Raw genomic sequence first — 18,313 nt, 5'->3', positions numbered from 1 at the left:
TAATATTATTTAAGACTGTTCATATATTTCTCCAACATCGTATATCCATCTTCCGCTATCTTATTGCTATCCGATGGGTCTTTTTTGTTCAATTTATTTTTCTCTTCCCAATCATCAGGCATTCCATCATGGTCTGTGTCTAATGGTGCTGGAGCACTTTTCAGTTCTGGCCAGCCGCCTACATCATTTTGAGAATCTATAATTCCGCAGTTCTTTGATTTATCAGGAACTTCATAAAACTTCTCATAAGAAGAACCTTCAAAAGTGGCAAGACCGGTTCGGGCTTCATTTATAATTCGAGTATCAACGGCATCTCTTTTTGGCAAACTAGCTCCTGCTTTTTCAAGGACAGAATTAAAAGCGTCTTTAGCAGATTGCTGATTTATTGCCATGGCTGCCCATGGTTTATCTAGTTTTAAACTTGGAATCGCTGCCAAGTTTTCAGGGTTACTTTCTTGCACACCTTGAATAGCGGTTAATGCAGGGGATACGCCTTTCCAATTGTCGCTGGTTACCTCCTTACTTCCTACCATTTCATTATCTGCGATATACCACTTACCATAATCGCTATTTCCGTTACGTGACCACGGAGCTGCGATTTGAGAGGTTAATCTACCTGGTTGGGTAGCTGGACCTGGTTTGTAATAATTGGCAACTACATTTATGTTAGCGAAATTAAATTTATCGTTACCTTTTTGCATAGATTCTGCACCATAAGTAGACTCAAATCCCCAATTGTAAATCACGTTGTTTCGGTAATCTACATTTCCGCATCCTGAAGCCAAACGAATGTTTCGGTTAGAATTATTGGCAATTAAGTTATGGTGATATGTACTGTAATTAGAACCCCAAATTCCACCAAATCCATGATTGCCTTTTGTGGGGTGCTTAGAATCAAACAAGCTTTCCGAAATAATACACCATTGTACGGTTGTATATTCCCCATGATAGATAGACATCACCTCGTCAATACTCCAACTGGCCGAAACATGGTCTAAAATGAGATTTTTTACATACCTGCTAGAAACTGCATCAGCATCTTTTAGAGCTTCGTCTCCAAACCTTACTCGCATATAGCGAATTATGACTTCATCCGCATTAATCATTAGCGGGTACTTTCTCAGGCAAATACCATCTCCAGGTGCCGTTTGACCGGCAATGGTTATAAATGGGTTTTCAATTCTTAGATCTCTTTCAAGCGTAATGGTTCCTGAAACTCTAAATACCACTGTTCTAGGACCTTTGGCTTCTACCGCTGCCCTTAAACTTCCTGGTCCACTATCGTTTAGATTTGTAACTTCATATACTACACCTCCACGCCCTCCAACTGTGTACTTTCCATAACCCTCGGCTGTTGGGAAGGCTAATTGTTGGGCATTTGAGATTTTAGAGATTAAAACCAAACTGAGAAATGTCAAAATGTATTTTTTCATACTATATATATTTTTATAATCGTTGATTCACTATGTTATTAAAATTTGAGCCGAAAGTATATCGTACGCCGAGCCTACCCGAAATCTCGAAATTGGTAGCAAGTTTGCTTTGTTGCAGCAGCACATCTTCTCTGGAAGTTCCTCCGGCGGGCAGGTATAGCTGATCGTGTATGAGGTCTGTTTTAATGTTTAAAAAAAACGAAAGCCCTTTTAAAACTCTTACCGAAGCATCTGACTGTAGCGTTAATCTATTTTTAGAAAAATCATGAAAAAAATGAGAGCCTTCTAAGGTATTTTCGATAGCCCCCCATGGCTGACGAAGCAACAGCGACAACCTCAAGGTTTCTGAAGTTCTCCATTCTTCTATTTCTCCAAAAAGCGTTCTTTGGTTATAGGCATAATAGTTTGGCTTTAAAATATACGCCAAAGTAAACACCTTGCTGTCTGACTTGTCCCAAGGAAAAATGTTATACTCAATGGCCGGACCTAGATTAAAGGCTTTTTGTAGGTTTAAATACGTGGAAGAATACAATTTCCCGAAAAGACCGACTGACCAACGAGAGTTCATGGAATAGATAAACCTTGCATTTGCCCCCGATTCTTTTTTGGCAGTTACAATTACCTCGTCCCCATTGTTATACACGTTTTTTTCTAAATCATACGAAAGCTCAGATTTGAATTTATAGACATTCGTAATTCTATCCGCTCTAATTGAGCTATTTAATGTATACTTCTGCTTGCTTTTTTCTCCACTAAAATTTGTTCCAAACTCAGTTCTGAATATCCAAAAATCCCACGGGTCTCTGAGTTCAACAGGTGCCACCAATGGAGCGTCATGTTTTATTTTAACTCCTGAAAAATCGGCAGTACGTGACAAATATGGCAATAAACCGGCATCCACTATTTTTAGTAACCTGCCCCATTTTGTCATTTCGGAATCGTCTTGTGGCGAAAACGTCTTTAGTTTATACTGAATATCAGCGTATTGTTTTAGGCCAATAAAATTGAGCTTATATTCGGTGCCATTACCCGCAGTTTTTTGTTGGGTTACAAAAATATGAATATCCGCCAACTTGGGGTCTCTCACAAAATTTGAGAATGCCAGATTTCTTCTAAAATAAGACGAATTGCAGTCATTGCAATCTAAATAGATATTGATTTTAGAATTTAGCGAGTCCTCCGAAACCTCACCGCTTAGTTCTTCTATTAGGGTGTTTTGTGCCAAACTCGAAACCGAAAAAAGACTTATAACCACTATTAAGCAAAGCCCAAAATGACGTAATATCTCTTTCATATTAGTTCAATTCAAGGGTTTTACCATACTTATCAAAAGTTACCCGAACTTCTTCGTTTGTACTTTTCAGCCTAATGGTATACGTTTGGCTATCTTTTACATGAATCATGTCGGCATCCCTAAGTTCAAATCCTTTATAATCAACCCTTAGTACTTTCTTAATTGATTCTGGAATATCACTTAATTTTAGGTCTTGGGTATGTTTTAACATATTGTTATTTGTGTTAAACCAAAAAACATTCGTTTTCCCATTAATTTTTCCGCCTATAATGTAATTGTTTGTGCCATTGTCTTCAACGTACTTGGCCCTTTCTATTTTTATCTTGCCGTATTGACTATTAATAAAACTTACAATGGGCGATGGAATCTCATCCTCACGAATCTCTTGTCTGTATTTTAGCAACTCCCCTTTTTCGCTGACCCAGAAATAGCTATTACTTCCATTTGTGTTAAACTTAGTTACGTATGTCGAAACGCCATTTCTTTCCTCTAAATCTGCGTCTTTCAGGTCAAAGTTGGATATTTTCCCTTTGATAGTTGTAAGTACTTCTCTTGGAATTTCACTTAAAAAAAGGTCTTGAAAGTGATCAATTGATTCACCTTTATAGTCCATTCTTAACTTATGCGGCTTGGTATTTACTTTATAATAAACCAAATAATTTGCTTTCTCTTTTTTCCAGCTCACATCTTCAGCCGATGGATATTTTAATTGAAAAGCATTAAGCACTACCGCGGGAACTGCATTTTGCTCAATACGCTGGGCAAATGCAACCGTTGAGAAGAAACTCAAAACCAATATGATTACAATTTTATTCATGTTAAACCTTTAATTTGATACAAAGGAATAAATCGAATTTGGAAACAATTGGGAAGAAATCTGGAAAGAATCTGGAATTGAGAAAACTGTGGCATAAAACTCTCCTTGATACGTGATATTTATACTTTTTCGGAAATGAGAAACCGGTGCCTTTCGCTAAAAGAATACGTAATAATTAAGCCCGAAACCTCTGAAATGGCCTTTACTACAGAAAGCCCAAGCCCGGTGGACTTAGAATTTGAAGAATTTTTACTAAAACGTTTAAATAATTTATTTTCTGGAATTTCTGAGATATCACTTGAATTTTCGATAGAAAGTGAGGTTGCATTTAGCCGTATTAGCACTTCGCCTTCTTTTTGATTATGAATGATGGCATTTTTCACCAAATTCAAAACCAGCATAACTGCCAAACTTTTATTCATGCTAAATACCCAATCTGCTTCTTTTTGATATGAAATTTTTACTCCCAAAAAACTTACGTAGTCTGTAAAATCCTCAACGATTTGTGAGACAATCTCATCAAAGCTTATTTTTTCTTCTGAAATAAATTGTTTGTTTTCAATTTTAGAAAGCAAAAGCAAAGACTTATTTAAGCCTGAAAGTCTCTGAAAAGATTCTATAATTTGACCAATTTTTTGAACCTGCTCACTTTTCAGACTCGAATCTTCGGCGAGCAGCTCCAATTTGTTTATACCAATAGCCAATGGCGTTTGAAACTCGTGCGAAGCGTTTTCTATAAATTCTTTTTGACTGTTAAAAATCTCAGCGTTTTTATTGAGCAAGTTTTGAATCGAGGTGTTTAGCAAAGAAAATTCCTTGATTTTGGTCTTTTCAAATTCTTTGGCGGGCCCACTATCTAACTTAAAATCATTGAGATAAGTCAAAACCTCGTAAAAAGGCTTCCAAGTATTTTTGAGTACAAATCTATTGACCAGCAAAATACTGATGGCTAAAAACAAAAACAGCAACAGTATAGAATAGGAAATTTTCATAATTAGGTTTCCCTCGTCTATCTCATGTGAGATAACCTTCATTTCGTAATATTGCCCAGCAGGAGTGGCAAAAGCCGTGGTCAACAGACGTACTTGATAGGAATTGTTCTTTAAACTGGAAAATATGGTGGTGTCTTTATAAGTATCTAAAACTTGCAAAGCATAGTCTTCTTTTACTTTTTTGATGCTATAACTTTTATCTTGAAAACTATCTTGATCCGCTATCTCTGCATCATCTTTCAGCTTGTCAATAATGGCTATTTTGTGATTGGCGAGTCCTTCGTCAATCGTGGTTTTTACCTGACTTAATAATTGCGAATAAAAGAGAAATGCCCATAAACCCACCGTGGTAAACAAGATAACCGAAAGTATGCCCAAGGTGTGGTTTATCAGCTTCATTTGATTGCCAGTTTATAGCCAATTCCATACACCGAACTGATGTCTATGTTTGCTTGGTGATCACGCAGTTTTTTTCGTAAATTCTTAACTTGAGAATAGATAAAATCAAAATCATCGGCTTGGTCTATGTAGTCGCCCCAAATATTCTCTGCAATGGCTGATTTGCTGACTATCCTTGATTTATTCATTCCAAAAAATACCAGAATATCAAATTCTTTGCGGTTCAGTTCCATTGGTTTTGAGTCAACCAATACCAGCCGCTCTTCCATATTGATTTTTACATTTTCTATGATCAGGTGGTTTTTACCCTCCGTCTTTTTCCGACGGATTACAGACTTTATGCGGGCATTTAACTCCGTAACATGAAAAGGCTTGGTCAAATAATCATCTGCACCAAGGTCTAAGCCTCTCACTTTGTCTTCGATGGAATCTTTGGCCGAAATCACAATTACACTATCGGCTTTGTTTAACTCTTTTAGTTCTTGTAATAAATCCAAACCGCTGCCGCCAGGAAGGGTAATGTCTAGTAAAATACAGTCATAATCATAACTGGTGATTTTTTCCATTCCAGCCTGAAAATCTTCTGCTACTTCCACCACATAATTTTCGTCCTGCAAGAATTGTTTTATCAATCCTCTCATTTCGGGCTCGTCTTCTATTACAAGTATTTTCATAATTTTAATATTCAATTTCCAGAATAGAGCAATCCATAGTTTTTATACCAAACACAATTCAGTGGCTAATCAAGAGGCATAAAACGACTTACTTCTCAATTTTTAATACTAAAACTGCATCTTCCCAATTGTTGGGCGGCACCATGTCTCTTGCTTCCTTTACTTTAAAATTTGGCACAGATTTTTTCTCTCCATTTCTTGGGTAAAACCAATAAGCGGTGGCTTCTTTGTTTAAAATATTGGCTACTTGCGTATCTGAATTATTGGCAAAATACACCAATGCCATATCACCCGACATGGTGGTAACGGCGGTCTTTAAACTTTCACCTTCTCCTACTCCTGATATTACGGATCCGTTAGGAATCCATTCGCTCCATTTGTGGTCTAAAAGAAACTGCTTGCCCACCTGTGCCACTTGTAAAGCTCCTGGAAAATCGAGCGATTGTTGCCAGGTGTAGCCACAATTGTAGTCGCCGTCGTTGCCACGCATGGCCCAAATAGGAGCCGCACCATAGGTATGACCTGCACCACCAGCAAAAAACGTTTGGTAAAATTGCCTACGCACTTTCACAGGCGTAACCCAGCCACATTCGTGGCGATAAGAGCCGTATTCGTACGAGCCTTCCAAAAATAAACTCGGTTTCACAGGACCCTTTAGCTGATAATCATTAAGCATCGTACGGTACACGTCGTTCACTTCTCGCCAAACCTCCACGCCGTTGGCATCTTGCCACTCGTCTTTGTGAAACCATTGGGAAGAGCCATATGGATAATCGCCGTTGGGGTGATAAGTAAAAAAGACTTCGTCCCAAGCCTTGCTTTTTTCGTTATATGCTGGCTTTTGCTTCGTAACGCCTTCTACAATTCCTTCTGCCATGGCTCTGTACACAGGTCTAAAATCATATTGGCTGTAGTTTTGATTTTTGTCGTAGGCATCAAACTGGGCCTTTGTGTCGCCACCCATTACCCAAATAATGTGAGGTTCTTTTGCGTATCTATTTCCTAAAAACTTTCCGTAAGTTTTGGCTTCCTCTGGGGTGTATTCTCCTTTGCCTGTGATTAACTCGGAACCCCAAGTGGGTAAAAGAGCCAAATACATATTGCGTTTTTTTACGGCTTCTATGACATAATCGGCATGGTCCCAGTAGTCGTTTGGAGCGGTAGCACTTCCACCTTTTACTTCAAGTGGTTCTGCTGTATTTGGCAGTTTTTCCTCACCCGTAAATGGCCTATGTCCATATGCATTGGCTGCATTGTTTGGGCTTCTGCTCAATCCACCTCCATGAGGCGACCAGTGAGCCACTGCCTGTATTACATTAAAGCCCAAGGCTTGTCGGTTATCTAAATATTGATCTATTTGCTCGCGTGTAAGCTGCTGAAACATTCCCCAGCCAGTATCGCCAATCCACAAAAACGGAGTACCGTCTTTGTGCTGAATGTAATGCCCATTTGCGGCCACTTCGAGTTTGCCATGTGCTTGCCAGGGCGACTGAGCAAGGCAGAGGCCGTGAACTAAAAACAAGCCGAGAATTAAGATGCTAATACTTTTCATTTTACAGTAACAATTACGCGTTGATATCTGGTTAAACTAGGCGAGCCGTTGTCGCTTACTTCACAAATCACATGAATGGTATCACCTGATTTAGCATTTTCAGGAACCACAAAGCTGGCCTTTGAACAATCCGCATTTTTAATCGAAACACGCCCTTTGTAAGTGCCTGCATCCTCGTATTGCCACCATTTAAAATTCAATTTATCACCGTCTGGGTCTGAGCTCCCTTTAGCAGATAGTTTTACTTTAGTTCCTTTGGTCAATTCTAAATCCAAAGCATTTTTTAGCTTTACCACCGGCTGGTGATTGGCTTCTGCGAACGGCTTCACACACCAATCGGCACGAGCTGCGAAGTCATTTTGGTATACGTCCGTCCACATCCAAAGTGGTTTAAAATATTCTGAACGCTTTTCTAAACTTACAGTAGAGCCTGGTCGCAGACTTGCACGCCCCCAGCCGTTTTCACCCCACCAACGAGCCGGATATTCATAGCCTTCTACAGGCACTTTGTCTAGCCACGTATTTTCCCTGATTTTTACATAGCGACCACCCCAACCGCCCCAGTCTGGGTTGTCTAAGTTTCTTAAACCCGTAACTATGGTATGCATGTAGGCCGGAGAGTCCCCTTCTGATCGGAAATCACCTGCCTCAAAGCCTTGCTCTCCAGCTAAGTGAGCTTTGTATGAGGCACATAAAGGTCCGTGATTTTGCAAAATATTTTCATTCATCCATTTTGCTTCAAAATAGGGCTGCATTTCTTTAGGCTGCACCATTTTCCAGCGGTAAGCTATGGCTTCAAATTGGTCGGAAATTATGGTCAAAATATTGTATTTACCCCAATGCGGACGAATGTACTTTTGGTAGGTTTTGTCTTGCTCCCAAATAAAAAAGAAACGCATTTTTTGAGCTACATACGCCATTTTTTCAGGATGCTCTTCTTCTATTGTTTTCAATGCACGGGCTATCGTATTAGTGCCTCCCCATGCTTGGAACCATATTGGTCTATTATCCGATTCGTCTAAAAGTACTTTGACGATATGTTGAGACCCTGCTGTTGGTTTTTCCATGTCACCCTCGGTTTCCACATTTCCTAAAAAAGTATGCGTACGCAGATATTCGGGTGTAGGGAATCCTTTATCGTGTAAAATAAGATTGGGATATACTTTGGCGTAAGCATCCAAACTGGGCTCTATCCAATCATCGCCTGCCCATTTGTGGCCATGCCAGTGATATTGCGAACTTGAAGTAACGATGCCTTCGATGTCCCATTCATTGGCATATAAAAGGAAACGTACAAGCGAGCATTCGTCGTCGATTTCACCGTCAGATGTGACAATAACACGTGTTTTGTTTGATACTTGGCCAAAGCTGTTTGCAGAAATCGCAAACAATGTCAGTAATAGGCAAAGGGACTTTAGGTTTATTTTCATTCTAATATTGTTCTTTTTTGATTCAAAAAATGCTTCTTCTTTTTTTTGTGATAAAAAAATCTACTCTAACTCGTGGCGGCCGTCATTTAACACTTTTTCTCCATCCGCAACTTTATAAATTCGCAAAGCCATATAAGGTTTTGCGGGCAGTTTTATTGATGAATTGTCTTTATCGATAAACTTATAGTTATTGCCAGGCATCTGAATTATTTCAAATGTTTTTGCAACCGGCGTAATGGTCATATTCCATGTATCGATAATGTCTGCTTTATATTTTGCTCCTTTGGCAAGGCCTTTTTTAGGAAGCACAAAGTCCCATTTGTTTAGATTTTCTTTCCCAAAATATATTAGATAAAACTCCCCTTCTTTGCCCGCCATGTTATTTTCAAAAAAATGGTCGATTGGCTCTAGATTACCCACCGGATTGCTTTCTACAATTTTCCTTAAAAATCCAATCCTAGCAGGACTAGTACCTATCAAGGTGCCTCCATAAGATATCCATGGACTGGCTTTATAAGATTCGCCATGGGTGGCATATCCTCCGCCAATAACGGCATTCCAAGTTCGAAACGTCATCTCTTCGCCTGTAAGCTGACCCCATCTGCTATCAATATCACCTTCGTAATTGTTTTCGTCATTTACGATGGGCTTGCCGTAAATATCTCTTAAAATAGCCGTACCGATAGGCGACTTCACCACGTTATAATATTGGTAGCTTACGTGCGTAACCCAGGGTTTGGTATAGTCGTAGATTTTATCTGCATTATGAATCGAGCGTAGATGATGGTAGGGGTCTTTTTGTTGCACCAGTTTAAAAAGGTCGTCCCAGTCTTCGTCACTCATGTTTTTTATAAAGCTGTTTTCATTTGCCAAACTCCACCAAATATTACTAAATGCGGCATAACGAGCTACCATATATCGAGCAAAACTTCTGTTTACTTCTTGTCCGGCTGTATCAAATCCCCACTTGCCTTTGTCATATGGTCTGAATAAAATTATATCTGCCTCAATGCCCAATTTTTTCAATTCCATCACACAAGAATCTAGGTTTTTGAAATACACAGGATTGAATTTAGAAAAATCCCAATTGTCTTTATTGGTGCCTTCAAAAGGAAAAATAGTTAGTTTATTTGGGCCATCGATGTATCTGTCTTTGTAAGGAGGAACGGCTAAAAAACGAGCTTTGTTAAATGGACTCGACTTCAGCGTTTCTATGGTTTGTTTTTTTTTGCTTTCTTCCTGAAAAGGCCATTCATATATGGTAGTGCCAAAAGGATAATAGGCGGTTCCGTCTTCGTATTTAAAGTGAAATTTATCACTTACTCTCACGGGTCCGTGGTTAGTGGGGGCGGCTTTTATACATTCAAAAGTTCCTTTTTTACCATTGAGCTGGCTTTTATTACTACTTGTAACATAATTCCACGCTCCTTCTTTATCGGGCATAAAGCGAACAATGTAGGTTCCATTGCCGTCGTAAAAACCTTCCTGATCTAACACATGGTCTCCGTTGGTAAATCGAGCACTAAAAGTAGTACCTACATACGGATTACCTTCAGATGGCCCTTGAAGAGCAAATTCAAAAATCTCCCATTTCTGAACCTTATTTTGTGCAAAAGCAAATGAGCTCACAAAAGAGAAAAACAACAATAACTGTACGCGTATTTTTATCATTTTATATTTTCCATTAAGAATAAAATCATTCCAGTTTTTAATAATCAGCTTTCTAACTTACTTGACCGTAATAACCACTCTTTTATATCGAGTCAATGTCGGAGATCCTGAATCGCTCACTTCCAAAATAACATGAATGATATCGCCTTTTTTGGCATCTTTAGGCACCACCAATGTGGTTTCTTGCTTGGTGTCATTCTTTATTTGAATATTCCCCTTGTATGTGCCAGCGTCTTGATATTGCCACCAGCGGTAGTTAAGCTTATCACCGTCAGGGTCGGTAGTGCCATCGGCACATAAAGCTACTTTGGCACCCGATTTAACTTTCGGATTTTCTTCGCTTTTCAATACCACCACAGGCGGATGATTCGCTTCTGCAAAGGATTTTACGCACCAGTCTGCACGAGAAGCGAAGTCGTTTTGAATGGGGCCAATCCACTGCCACATGGGTTTCATATAGTTGGTCAGTAAGGTATCATTCGGAATTTCCAACTTCATTCTGTTTCTCCCCCAAGCGTTCTTTGTCCACCATCTGCCTTCCGGATAGGTATAGCCGGGCTCATCTACTTTATCCATCCAAGTGTTAGCCCTTACCTTTACGTAGCGACCTCCCCAGCCACCAAAGTCTGGAGATTCCAAGTTTCTAAGTCCAGTAGGGATGGTATGCAGAAATGCGGGTGAATCGCCCTCTGACCTAAAGTCTCCGTTTTCGTTTGCTTTGTAAAGTTCACAAAGTGCCCCGTGATTTTTAAGCACATTTTGATTCATCCATGTGCCTACCAAATACTGCTGCTGCTCTTTTGGCAAAAACTGCTTCCAGTTATAGAAATACGCAATAAATTGATCTGAATTAATGGTTAAGATATTATACTTTCCCCAATGCGGTTTTATGTAAGATTGGTAGGTTTCGTCTTGTTCCCAAATCATATACAAGCGAATTTTATTGGCTACATTCTGCATTTTTTCGGGGTGAGTCTCTTCAATCGTTTTCAAGGCACGGGCAATGGTGTTGGTGCCACCCCAAGCTTGTAGCCAAATCGGACGGTTATCTGTTTCGTCTAAAAGTATTTTTACAATTAACTCAGAGCCAGCCGTTACTTTTTCCATTTCGCCTTCCGCAGACACATTTCCTAAAACATTAATCGAGTTTAAATATTCAGGCGTTGGGTAGTTTTTGTCGTGCTTAACCAAGTTCGGATAAACCTTCGCATAAGCATCTAGGTAAGGTTGAGCCCATTGGTCACCCGCCCATTTATGCCCTTGCCAGTGATATTGCGAACTCGAAGTTACCAATGCTTCAATTTCCATGTCATTGCTGTAAAGTAAAAACCTTACCAAAGAGCATTCGTCATCTATTTCACCATCAGATGTTACGATAACTCGTGCTTTTTCGAGTCCGACTTGAGAAAAACTATGATTAGAAATAATTAATAAAAAAAAAGAAAAACAAACAGAAATTGAATAAGATCTTAGTCTTTTCATGCTAGGAATTTGTTAAATAAATGTGACGACAATTTATTTTGCCTTTATAAAAATACTCTCAATCAACAAATAGAAAGGGTTTTGAAAATTTTGCATTACATTTTTTATCATCTATAAAAAACCTGCACTTAAATCAAGACTAGCCCCAAATAATTCGCTTAATGAAAGAATATTGCCCAACCAGTAACGCAATATTTTAATTTTATCAATGCAAAATTATATTTTTTAAGTTGGTATCAAAGTTATTTCTTTCGAATTTCTTTTATTTTTTTCGTTTGTTTTCTTTTTTTGTGTAGCTTGCAGTGAAATAAGTCTTGATTAATCATAGAAAATCAAGGTATTTTACCAAAAAATTCAGCCAAAAAATCAAATAAGACCATGTCTAAAACATCCTTGTTTTTTGTATTTAGCCTAATGACGATGCTATTGTTTAATCATTCGGGCATGTCACAAAAAACAAAACCACGAGTAGTTATTAGTACCGATATTGGCGGCACTGACCCTGACGACTTCCAGTCTATCATACACCTGATGATGTATTCAGATTTGATTAATATCGAAGGTTTGATTTCGTCTCCTTTTGGCGATGGGAAAAAGCAAGACCTGCTTGATATGATTGAACTCTACGAAAAAGATAGACCTTCTCTTGCTAAAAACATTAAAGGATTAGCATCTGTAAAACATTTGAAAAAAGTATGTAAACAAGGAGCTAAGCCAGCTGCACCATTTGCTGGTTACACAAAACCAACAGAAGGCTCCGAGTGGATTATTAAATGTGCAAAAAAGAAGAGCAGTCAGCCACTTTATGTTTTGGTTTGGGGCGGCATAGAAGACATAGCTCAAGCCCTGCACGATGCTCCCGAAATAGAAAAAAATATTAGAGTTTATTGGATTGGCGGACCAAATAAAAAATGGAGTATCAATGCCTACGCTTACATAGCCGAGCACCACCCAAACATCTGGATGATAGAAGCTAACGCAACTTACAGAGGCTGGTTTATGGAAGATGAAAATGCACCCAAAAACATGAGCGGAGCAGCGTATTACGAAAACTTCATAAAAGGCCACGGAGCCATGGGAGCTAACTTTGTAAACCACTACAAAGGCCATATCAAAATGGGCGACACGCCTTCGCTAGCCTATTTAATGAATGGTGACCCAAATGACCCTACAACCGACAGTTGGGGCGGCAAATTTGAAAAAATAAATCACAGTTCAAGAACAATTATTAGCGGCGGCAGTACCCAGGTAGACAGCGTAGTGGCATATGGCGTAATAGAATGGAGATTTAAGGGCCCTGAACTTAATATCCCACAGGACTCTGCATGTTTTACTATTGAAATTCAAAAACAAGAATGGCCCGGCTACTATCTCGGTAATGGCGTTTATGGCGTCAGATATTCTTCTAAAAAACCTGAAAAAAGTTCATATATAACACATAGTACGATTTCGGAATTAAATGGACTAAAAGGTCAATATGTGAGCACGGCCCCTTGGCCCGGCAAACTTGGGAAAGACGATTACATCTTAGGCAAACAATGGTACGGCGACCTTCCAAACTCGGAGTTATTTTTAGAAGATCAACAAGGAGCTAGAACTATCTCAAAATTTAGAAACGAATACCTCAGCGACTGGGCTAAAAGGTGGAGTTTTATAAAATAGCAAAAACTTATATCTCTAATTTATTCAATGAAAAAATACGTAGCCTTAGCACTATTGTTTGCCTCTTTGGCATCAAATGCACAATTACAAAGCTTACAGGTTTCAGATAATCATCATTATTTAACTACCTCTAAAAAGAAACCTTTCTTTTGGATGGGAGACACTGCGTGGCTTTTACTAAAAAAACTAAATAGAGAAGATGCCGAAATATACTTAGAAGACAGAAAAAACAAAGGGTATAATGTAATACAAGTCATGGTGATTCATGACATGAACGACGCCGTAAATGTGTATGGCGACTCTGCTTTGGTTAATAAAAATATCGCGACTCCATTTACTACTCCCGGCAAATCATTTGACAATGCGACGGAATATGATTTTTGGGACCATGCAGATTACATCATTGACCTTGCTAAGAAAAAAGGAATTTATGTGGCATTAGTGCCCGTCTGGGGGTCTAACGTTAAAGGAGGCGGTGTGTCTGTAGCTCAAGCAGAAGCATTTGGAACATGGCTGGCCAAGCGATACAAAAAAGAAAAACATATCATTTGGTTAAACGGCGGCGACATAAAAGGAAGCGACGGCACCGAAGTATGGAAAGCCATGGGGACAGCAATAAAAAAACAAGACCCAAAGAAGCTGATGACTTTTCACCCTTATGGCCGTACCCAATCTTCTACTTGGTTTCACGATGAATCTTGGTTAGACTTTAACATGTTTCAGTCGGGTCACCGCAGATACGACCAAGACGACAGCACAGCGTTTTCGCAAGATAACTACAAGTATTTAGAACGAGATTTTTACCTAAAACCGCTTAAACCAAGTATAGACGGAGAGCCTTCCTATGAGCATATTCCGCATGGCTTGCATGACACTACACAGCCACTTTGGAACGAACATGATGTACGTAGGTATGCCTATTGGTCGGTTTTTGCTGGTGCTTTTGGCCATACTTATGGGCACAATGCCATTATGCAGTTTTACAAAAAGGGAGAGAATGGAGCCTATGGCGAAACCATGCTTTGGCAAGACGCTCTTGATGCAACTGGAGCATCGCAAATGAAATATTTGAAAGAACTGATACTCTCAAAACCTTACTTTGAAAGAGTACCTGCCCAAGAAATTTTGCTTGAAAATGGCTTAAAATACAACAAGATTATTGCGACTAGAGGTCAAGACTACGCGATGATATACACCTACAGGTCAAACCCAATAAAAATAGATACAAGCAAGTTAAACTGGGGGCCTTCGGATACCTATTGGTTTAACCCCAAAGACGGCAGCAAAACTTATATTTATAAAAACCGCAAAGACATAGCAAGTACCTATACGCCAACTACCGAATTAAAAGACGGAAACGACTGGGTGTTGGTTTTAGAAAAATCTGGAAAATAAAATCATTAAAGCAAACACACAGCGAATATTAATAAAGAAACATTTATTCAAAAAAACGTGAAGAAACTCGTAATAATATCGATACTGTGTGTGTGCTTTTTTCAGCAAAAAAGCTATGCCCAAAACAATGAATACCTGAGCAAGCCTTGGAAAGTAGTGGCAACCCAAATGCCAGCCGAATGGTATGGTACATCTGAGTCTATTATGGCGGCAGATAGTGTTTTGAAATACCAAACAGTTATTGGGGGCTGGATGAAAAACACCAACTTTCATAGCGGTGGGGTAAATCAAGCTTACTGGAAAGAAATTTTAGATTCAGGAATTGGTGCAACTTTTGACAACGATGCTACCATTACCGAAATAAGATTTCTTGCCAAAATGTATGCAAATACCAAGAACGCCAAATACAAAAAGGCTTTTGATAAAGGATTAAACTATGTCTTCATTTCTCAATATGACAATGGTGGTTGGCCTCAGTTTTTCCCTGTAAGAAAAGGCGGTGTTTCCTATTCCGCTCACATTACATATAATGACAATGCCATGGTCAATATCATGTCATTTTTAGAAGAAATAGCAACAAATAATCCCGAATTCGCACCTCTTAAAATTTCAGAGTCAGATAAAAAGAAAGCTCAAAATGCCATTCAAAAAGGAATACAATGTTTTCTAGATACCCAAATTAAGGTAAATAACAAACCTACAGTTTGGTGTGCTCAGCACGACGAAATAACGCTCTTACCAGCAAAAGCCAGAAGTTACGAATTACCTTCATTTAGCGGTGGAGAATCTGTAGGAATCGCTTTGTATCTCATGAGTATAAAAAACCCGTCGCCTGAGATCGTATCCGCCATAAAAGGAGCTGTCGATTGGTTTGAGTCTCACAAAATAGAAGGAATCAGACTAGACACAGAAATTACAATGGAAGGCACAAAAAACAGAATTGTAGTGGAAGACAAAAATGCCCCTGCACTTTGGGCTCGATTTTATGATTTAGAAACCGAAAAGCCGTATTTCTGCGATAGAGATGGCATTAAGAAAGGATCACTAGCTGAAATAGGTGATAACCGCAGAAACGGTTACAGCTGGTATGGAACAGGCCCTGCGAAGGTTTTGAAATTATACCCCACCTGGCTTGTAAGCAATAAATAATTTTAGAAAATACTAAATCATGAAACCAATAAAGAGGCCGTTTCCAAATCAGCCTCTTTATATCCTGCTTTATGCATTAGAAAACCAATTCCGTAACTAAAATGCTTCAATTAGACTAAGCTCAATGTAACACCCATCAACATTGCTTAGGGTATCACAAATCAGTTCACTTCGACAAGCTCAGTGCAGGCACTTCGTCAGGCTCAGTGAAGGCGTAAACTCAATCACCATAGTGGTGCTTTGATAATCAAGTTTAAATTTCTGATTTATTGCACTTTAAAACTCATTACGATTCTCCAATGTATAAAGCAGGTTGAATTTTTTAAACAAAAAAGGAATTAGCTTTTGGCAGCAATTGGAGCTTTTTTGATTCGTGCCCAACCTACATAAGCCAAAATACCACCGATAACGACATTGGTTCCTATAGCTGAAAATTCCCCTCTAGAGCCATGGAAAAAAGCTGCTAATAGCATAACAACTGCTAGTCCATAAGCCGCATACGAGGTAAGCTCAGGCTTGATCTTCAATAAAGCTGGTAGTAGTAAGCCAATACCACCCAGAAGCTCACTCACCCCTATGAACTTTACCAAGCCAGCAGGTACATCTGCTACCCATGGGAGCATTTGTACTAATTCTTCGGGGCTTTGTGCTACTTTGCTAAAGCCAGCCATGATAAACATTCCAGCAAATACAACTTGTAATACCCAGAGTACAATGTTTAGAACTTTTGTAGATTTTTGATTTTCCATTAGATTGATTGTTTTTTGTTAACTATTTTTTCGCAAAACTAGTGAACCTATATTTTTGAAAACGTTGATGTAAATCAACTTTTTCGAGGAAGTACAATGTACTCAAATTAAGCTATTTACATTGCGATACTAATCAGTCTATTTTTATCAAAAATACTATATAAAATCAATTTTCATGATTATACATGTGTAAGAAAAATGAGGTTTCCTGTAGGATCATTTACCCAGAATCCGCCTTCTTTTTCTTCGTATGTTGAAACACTATTTAGTGCCTTTGTAAGCCTCTCTTTTGTTTTAAAAACAATATGATAATGACGCATGCCTGCATTATTGGCTGGTGCCAAAGGACGATTTTGACCGTGCCATGAGTTCATGACTATTCTGTGGTGGTATGTTCCGCCGGCTCCCACATCGGCGTACATAAATTGAGGCAGAAAATTAAACTGCTCAAATCCCATCTGTCTGTAAAAGGTATTTGACTTCTCAACGCTATTGGCGTAAAGGTGAATATGACCAATTTTTGTTTCATCCGACACATACCCACTCAGGTCTTTGTCTTTCAGTTCTTTCATAACTGCTTCCACATCGAGAGGTGAAGAGGCCGAATGAAGGCTTCCATCAGCGGCTTCTATCTTCAAGCCACCAGTTGTCACCACTCTTTTGAATCGCTCTGGCGTTTCGAGTGTAATCTCGATCGTGACTCCGTCAGAATCAGTAAGATAAACTGACTTAGACATGGTATGATCCGTAGGTGAGCAAGGGTAATTATTGGCAAAAATCCGATACATCATTTTGGCAAACTCACTGGCCGTAGTTGCGTGAATTGCAACATGATACATGCCACTGTAACCCGCCATGTATGGAGCAGTAGCAGCTTCATGAACTACTATGAGCGTTTTGTTTTCAGAGCCAAACTCCGCAGTTTTGTTATAAGTTTTGCGGAGTTTCATACCTACTATTCTGTTCCAAAACTCGGTAGCTTTTTCTATTGAGGTATTGTTGAGATGAATTGCTCCGAAGGTGGCAAACAGCTCATTTGAATAATTGTTCATCGTTTTTGATTTATCGCTTGTATTAAAAGCTTTCAAAGATAACAGAGAGCCCATTCCCAAAATACTTGCTAAAAAGTTTTTTCTATTCATGAGTTGAGCAGCGATTTAATGATTCTCGCTTGAATTCTAAATAATATTTTTATACTTTAAACTCCACTTTTTTGAAGTATTTGTAAAGTGGGTAAGAGGCTAAAAGCTCCTTGGCTTTTGTTTCGTCTATGGTATTTAGAGTCATAACGATGCCGTTTTCAGCTTCTTTGATTTGAAGATCTTCTAATATCCCTTCTTGCATCCAGTTTCCTACTGTTTTAAATTCTTGATTCAGCAGCTCTTGAATATTACTGGCCATGGATAAATCTTCGGTTATGTTTATAATCATTCTATTCATGATTTTAAAATTTCTATTAAACACTAGTGTTTTTGCTTGCGTGAGGGATAGTAGTGGAGCTCTCCCGATTTTAAGAGGGAAGCGGGAACGGATAGCCCGACCCGGAGCTTTAGCGGAGGGGCACGCCCTATGAATTTAAAAACTTAAGCAGAGATTAAAAACCCCGTATAATCT

The 18,313-nt window shown here is 38.9% G+C and carries 15 protein-coding genes; 3 read left to right on the top strand and 12 right to left on the bottom strand.

Going from position 1 to position 18,313, the window contains the following annotated elements; genetic code table 11:
* Window positions 1-5 precede the first annotated feature (5 nt).
* From ACFOOI_RS16440 to ACFOOI_RS16400, 9 genes are all read right to left on the bottom strand, one after another.
* A complete protein-coding gene (locus ACFOOI_RS16440; protein ID WP_379839120.1) occupies window positions 6-1,433 on the bottom strand; it encodes a pectate lyase family protein in 1,428 nt (475 codons plus the stop codon).
* 13 nt (window positions 1,434-1,446) lie between these two features.
* Window positions 1,447-2,727: a hypothetical protein gene (locus ACFOOI_RS16435; protein WP_379839119.1), complete on the bottom strand. Its 1,281-nt coding sequence runs from the start codon at window positions 2,725-2,727 to the stop codon at window positions 1,447-1,449.
* 1 nt (window position 2,728) lies between these two features.
* On the bottom strand, window positions 2,729-3,544 hold the full coding sequence (locus ACFOOI_RS16430; RefSeq protein ID WP_379839118.1) for a hypothetical protein: 816 nt from the start codon (window positions 3,542-3,544) through the stop codon (window positions 2,729-2,731).
* A gap of 119 nt (window positions 3,545-3,663) precedes the next feature.
* A complete protein-coding gene (locus ACFOOI_RS16425; RefSeq protein WP_379839117.1) occupies window positions 3,664-4,935 on the bottom strand; it encodes a sensor histidine kinase in 1,272 nt (423 codons plus the stop codon).
* Window positions 4,932-5,609 (bottom strand): response regulator transcription factor, encoded by a 678-nt coding sequence (locus tag ACFOOI_RS16420; protein WP_379839116.1) that lies wholly within the window; start codon window positions 5,607-5,609, stop codon window positions 4,932-4,934. The genes ACFOOI_RS16425 and ACFOOI_RS16420 overlap by 4 nt, the downstream gene beginning before the upstream one ends.
* 88 nt (window positions 5,610-5,697) lie before the next feature.
* Window positions 5,698-7,161, bottom strand: coding sequence for an apiosidase-like domain-containing protein (locus ACFOOI_RS16415; protein ID WP_379839115.1), 1,464 nt, complete (start codon window positions 7,159-7,161; stop codon window positions 5,698-5,700).
* Window positions 7,158-8,591 (bottom strand): DUF1593 domain-containing protein, encoded by a 1,434-nt coding sequence (locus ACFOOI_RS16410; protein WP_379839114.1) that lies wholly within the window; start codon window positions 8,589-8,591, stop codon window positions 7,158-7,160. The genes ACFOOI_RS16415 and ACFOOI_RS16410 overlap by 4 nt, the downstream gene beginning before the upstream one ends.
* A 60-nt stretch (window positions 8,592-8,651) precedes the next feature.
* The gene (locus ACFOOI_RS16405) at window positions 8,652-10,262 is read right to left on the bottom strand and encodes a DUF5060 domain-containing protein (RefSeq protein WP_379839113.1); all 1,611 of its coding nucleotides are present in this window, start codon (window positions 10,260-10,262) and stop codon (window positions 8,652-8,654) included.
* Between the two features lie 57 nt (window positions 10,263-10,319).
* Window positions 10,320-11,744 carry a DUF1593 domain-containing protein gene (locus ACFOOI_RS16400; protein ID WP_379839112.1) on the bottom strand — a complete coding sequence of 475 codons (1,425 nt, stop codon included), beginning with the start codon at window positions 11,742-11,744 and terminating at the stop codon, window positions 10,320-10,322.
* Window positions 11,745-12,122: 378 nt separating this feature from the next.
* Here ACFOOI_RS16400 and ACFOOI_RS16395 point away from each other — a divergent pair, with 378 nt between their 5' ends.
* Genes ACFOOI_RS16395 through pelA form a run of 3 tightly spaced genes read left to right on the top strand, consistent with a single transcriptional unit; the run spans window position 12,123 to window position 15,950 of the window.
* Complete coding sequence (locus ACFOOI_RS16395; RefSeq protein WP_379839111.1) at window positions 12,123-13,406, top strand: nucleoside hydrolase-like domain-containing protein; 1,284 nt, start codon at window positions 12,123-12,125, stop codon at window positions 13,404-13,406.
* Between the two features lie 27 nt (window positions 13,407-13,433).
* Entirely contained in the window at window positions 13,434-14,801 is a 1,368-nt protein-coding gene (locus ACFOOI_RS16390) for a glycoside hydrolase family 140 protein (RefSeq protein ID WP_379839110.1), read from the top strand.
* A gap of 57 nt (window positions 14,802-14,858) precedes the next feature.
* Window positions 14,859-15,950, top strand: a complete 1,092-nt coding sequence (gene pelA, locus ACFOOI_RS16385) for a pectate lyase (protein ID WP_379839109.1) — start codon at window positions 14,859-14,861, stop codon at window positions 15,948-15,950.
* A 338-nt stretch (window positions 15,951-16,288) separates the two neighbouring features.
* On the opposite strand, the gene ACFOOI_RS16380 is transcribed toward pelA, so the two are convergent.
* From ACFOOI_RS16380 to ACFOOI_RS16370, 3 genes are all read right to left on the bottom strand, one after another.
* The gene (locus ACFOOI_RS16380) at window positions 16,289-16,699 is read right to left on the bottom strand and encodes a DoxX family protein (RefSeq protein ID WP_379839108.1); all 411 of its coding nucleotides are present in this window, start codon (window positions 16,697-16,699) and stop codon (window positions 16,289-16,291) included.
* Between the two features lie 179 nt (window positions 16,700-16,878).
* On the bottom strand, window positions 16,879-17,841 hold the full coding sequence (locus ACFOOI_RS16375) for a VOC family protein (RefSeq protein ID WP_379839107.1): 963 nt from the start codon (window positions 17,839-17,841) through the stop codon (window positions 16,879-16,881).
* A gap of 49 nt (window positions 17,842-17,890) precedes the next feature.
* A complete protein-coding gene (locus tag ACFOOI_RS16370) occupies window positions 17,891-18,139 on the bottom strand; it encodes a hypothetical protein (RefSeq protein WP_379839106.1) in 249 nt (82 codons plus the stop codon).
* Window positions 18,140-18,313 lie beyond the last annotated feature (174 nt).

The organism is Lacihabitans lacunae (assembly GCF_042649125.1).
Classification (GTDB): domain Bacteria; phylum Bacteroidota; class Bacteroidia; order Cytophagales; family Spirosomataceae; genus Leadbetterella; species Leadbetterella lacunae.
Note: the sequence above shows the minus strand (reverse complement) of the source record. Positions and strands in the feature narration are given on the sequence as shown.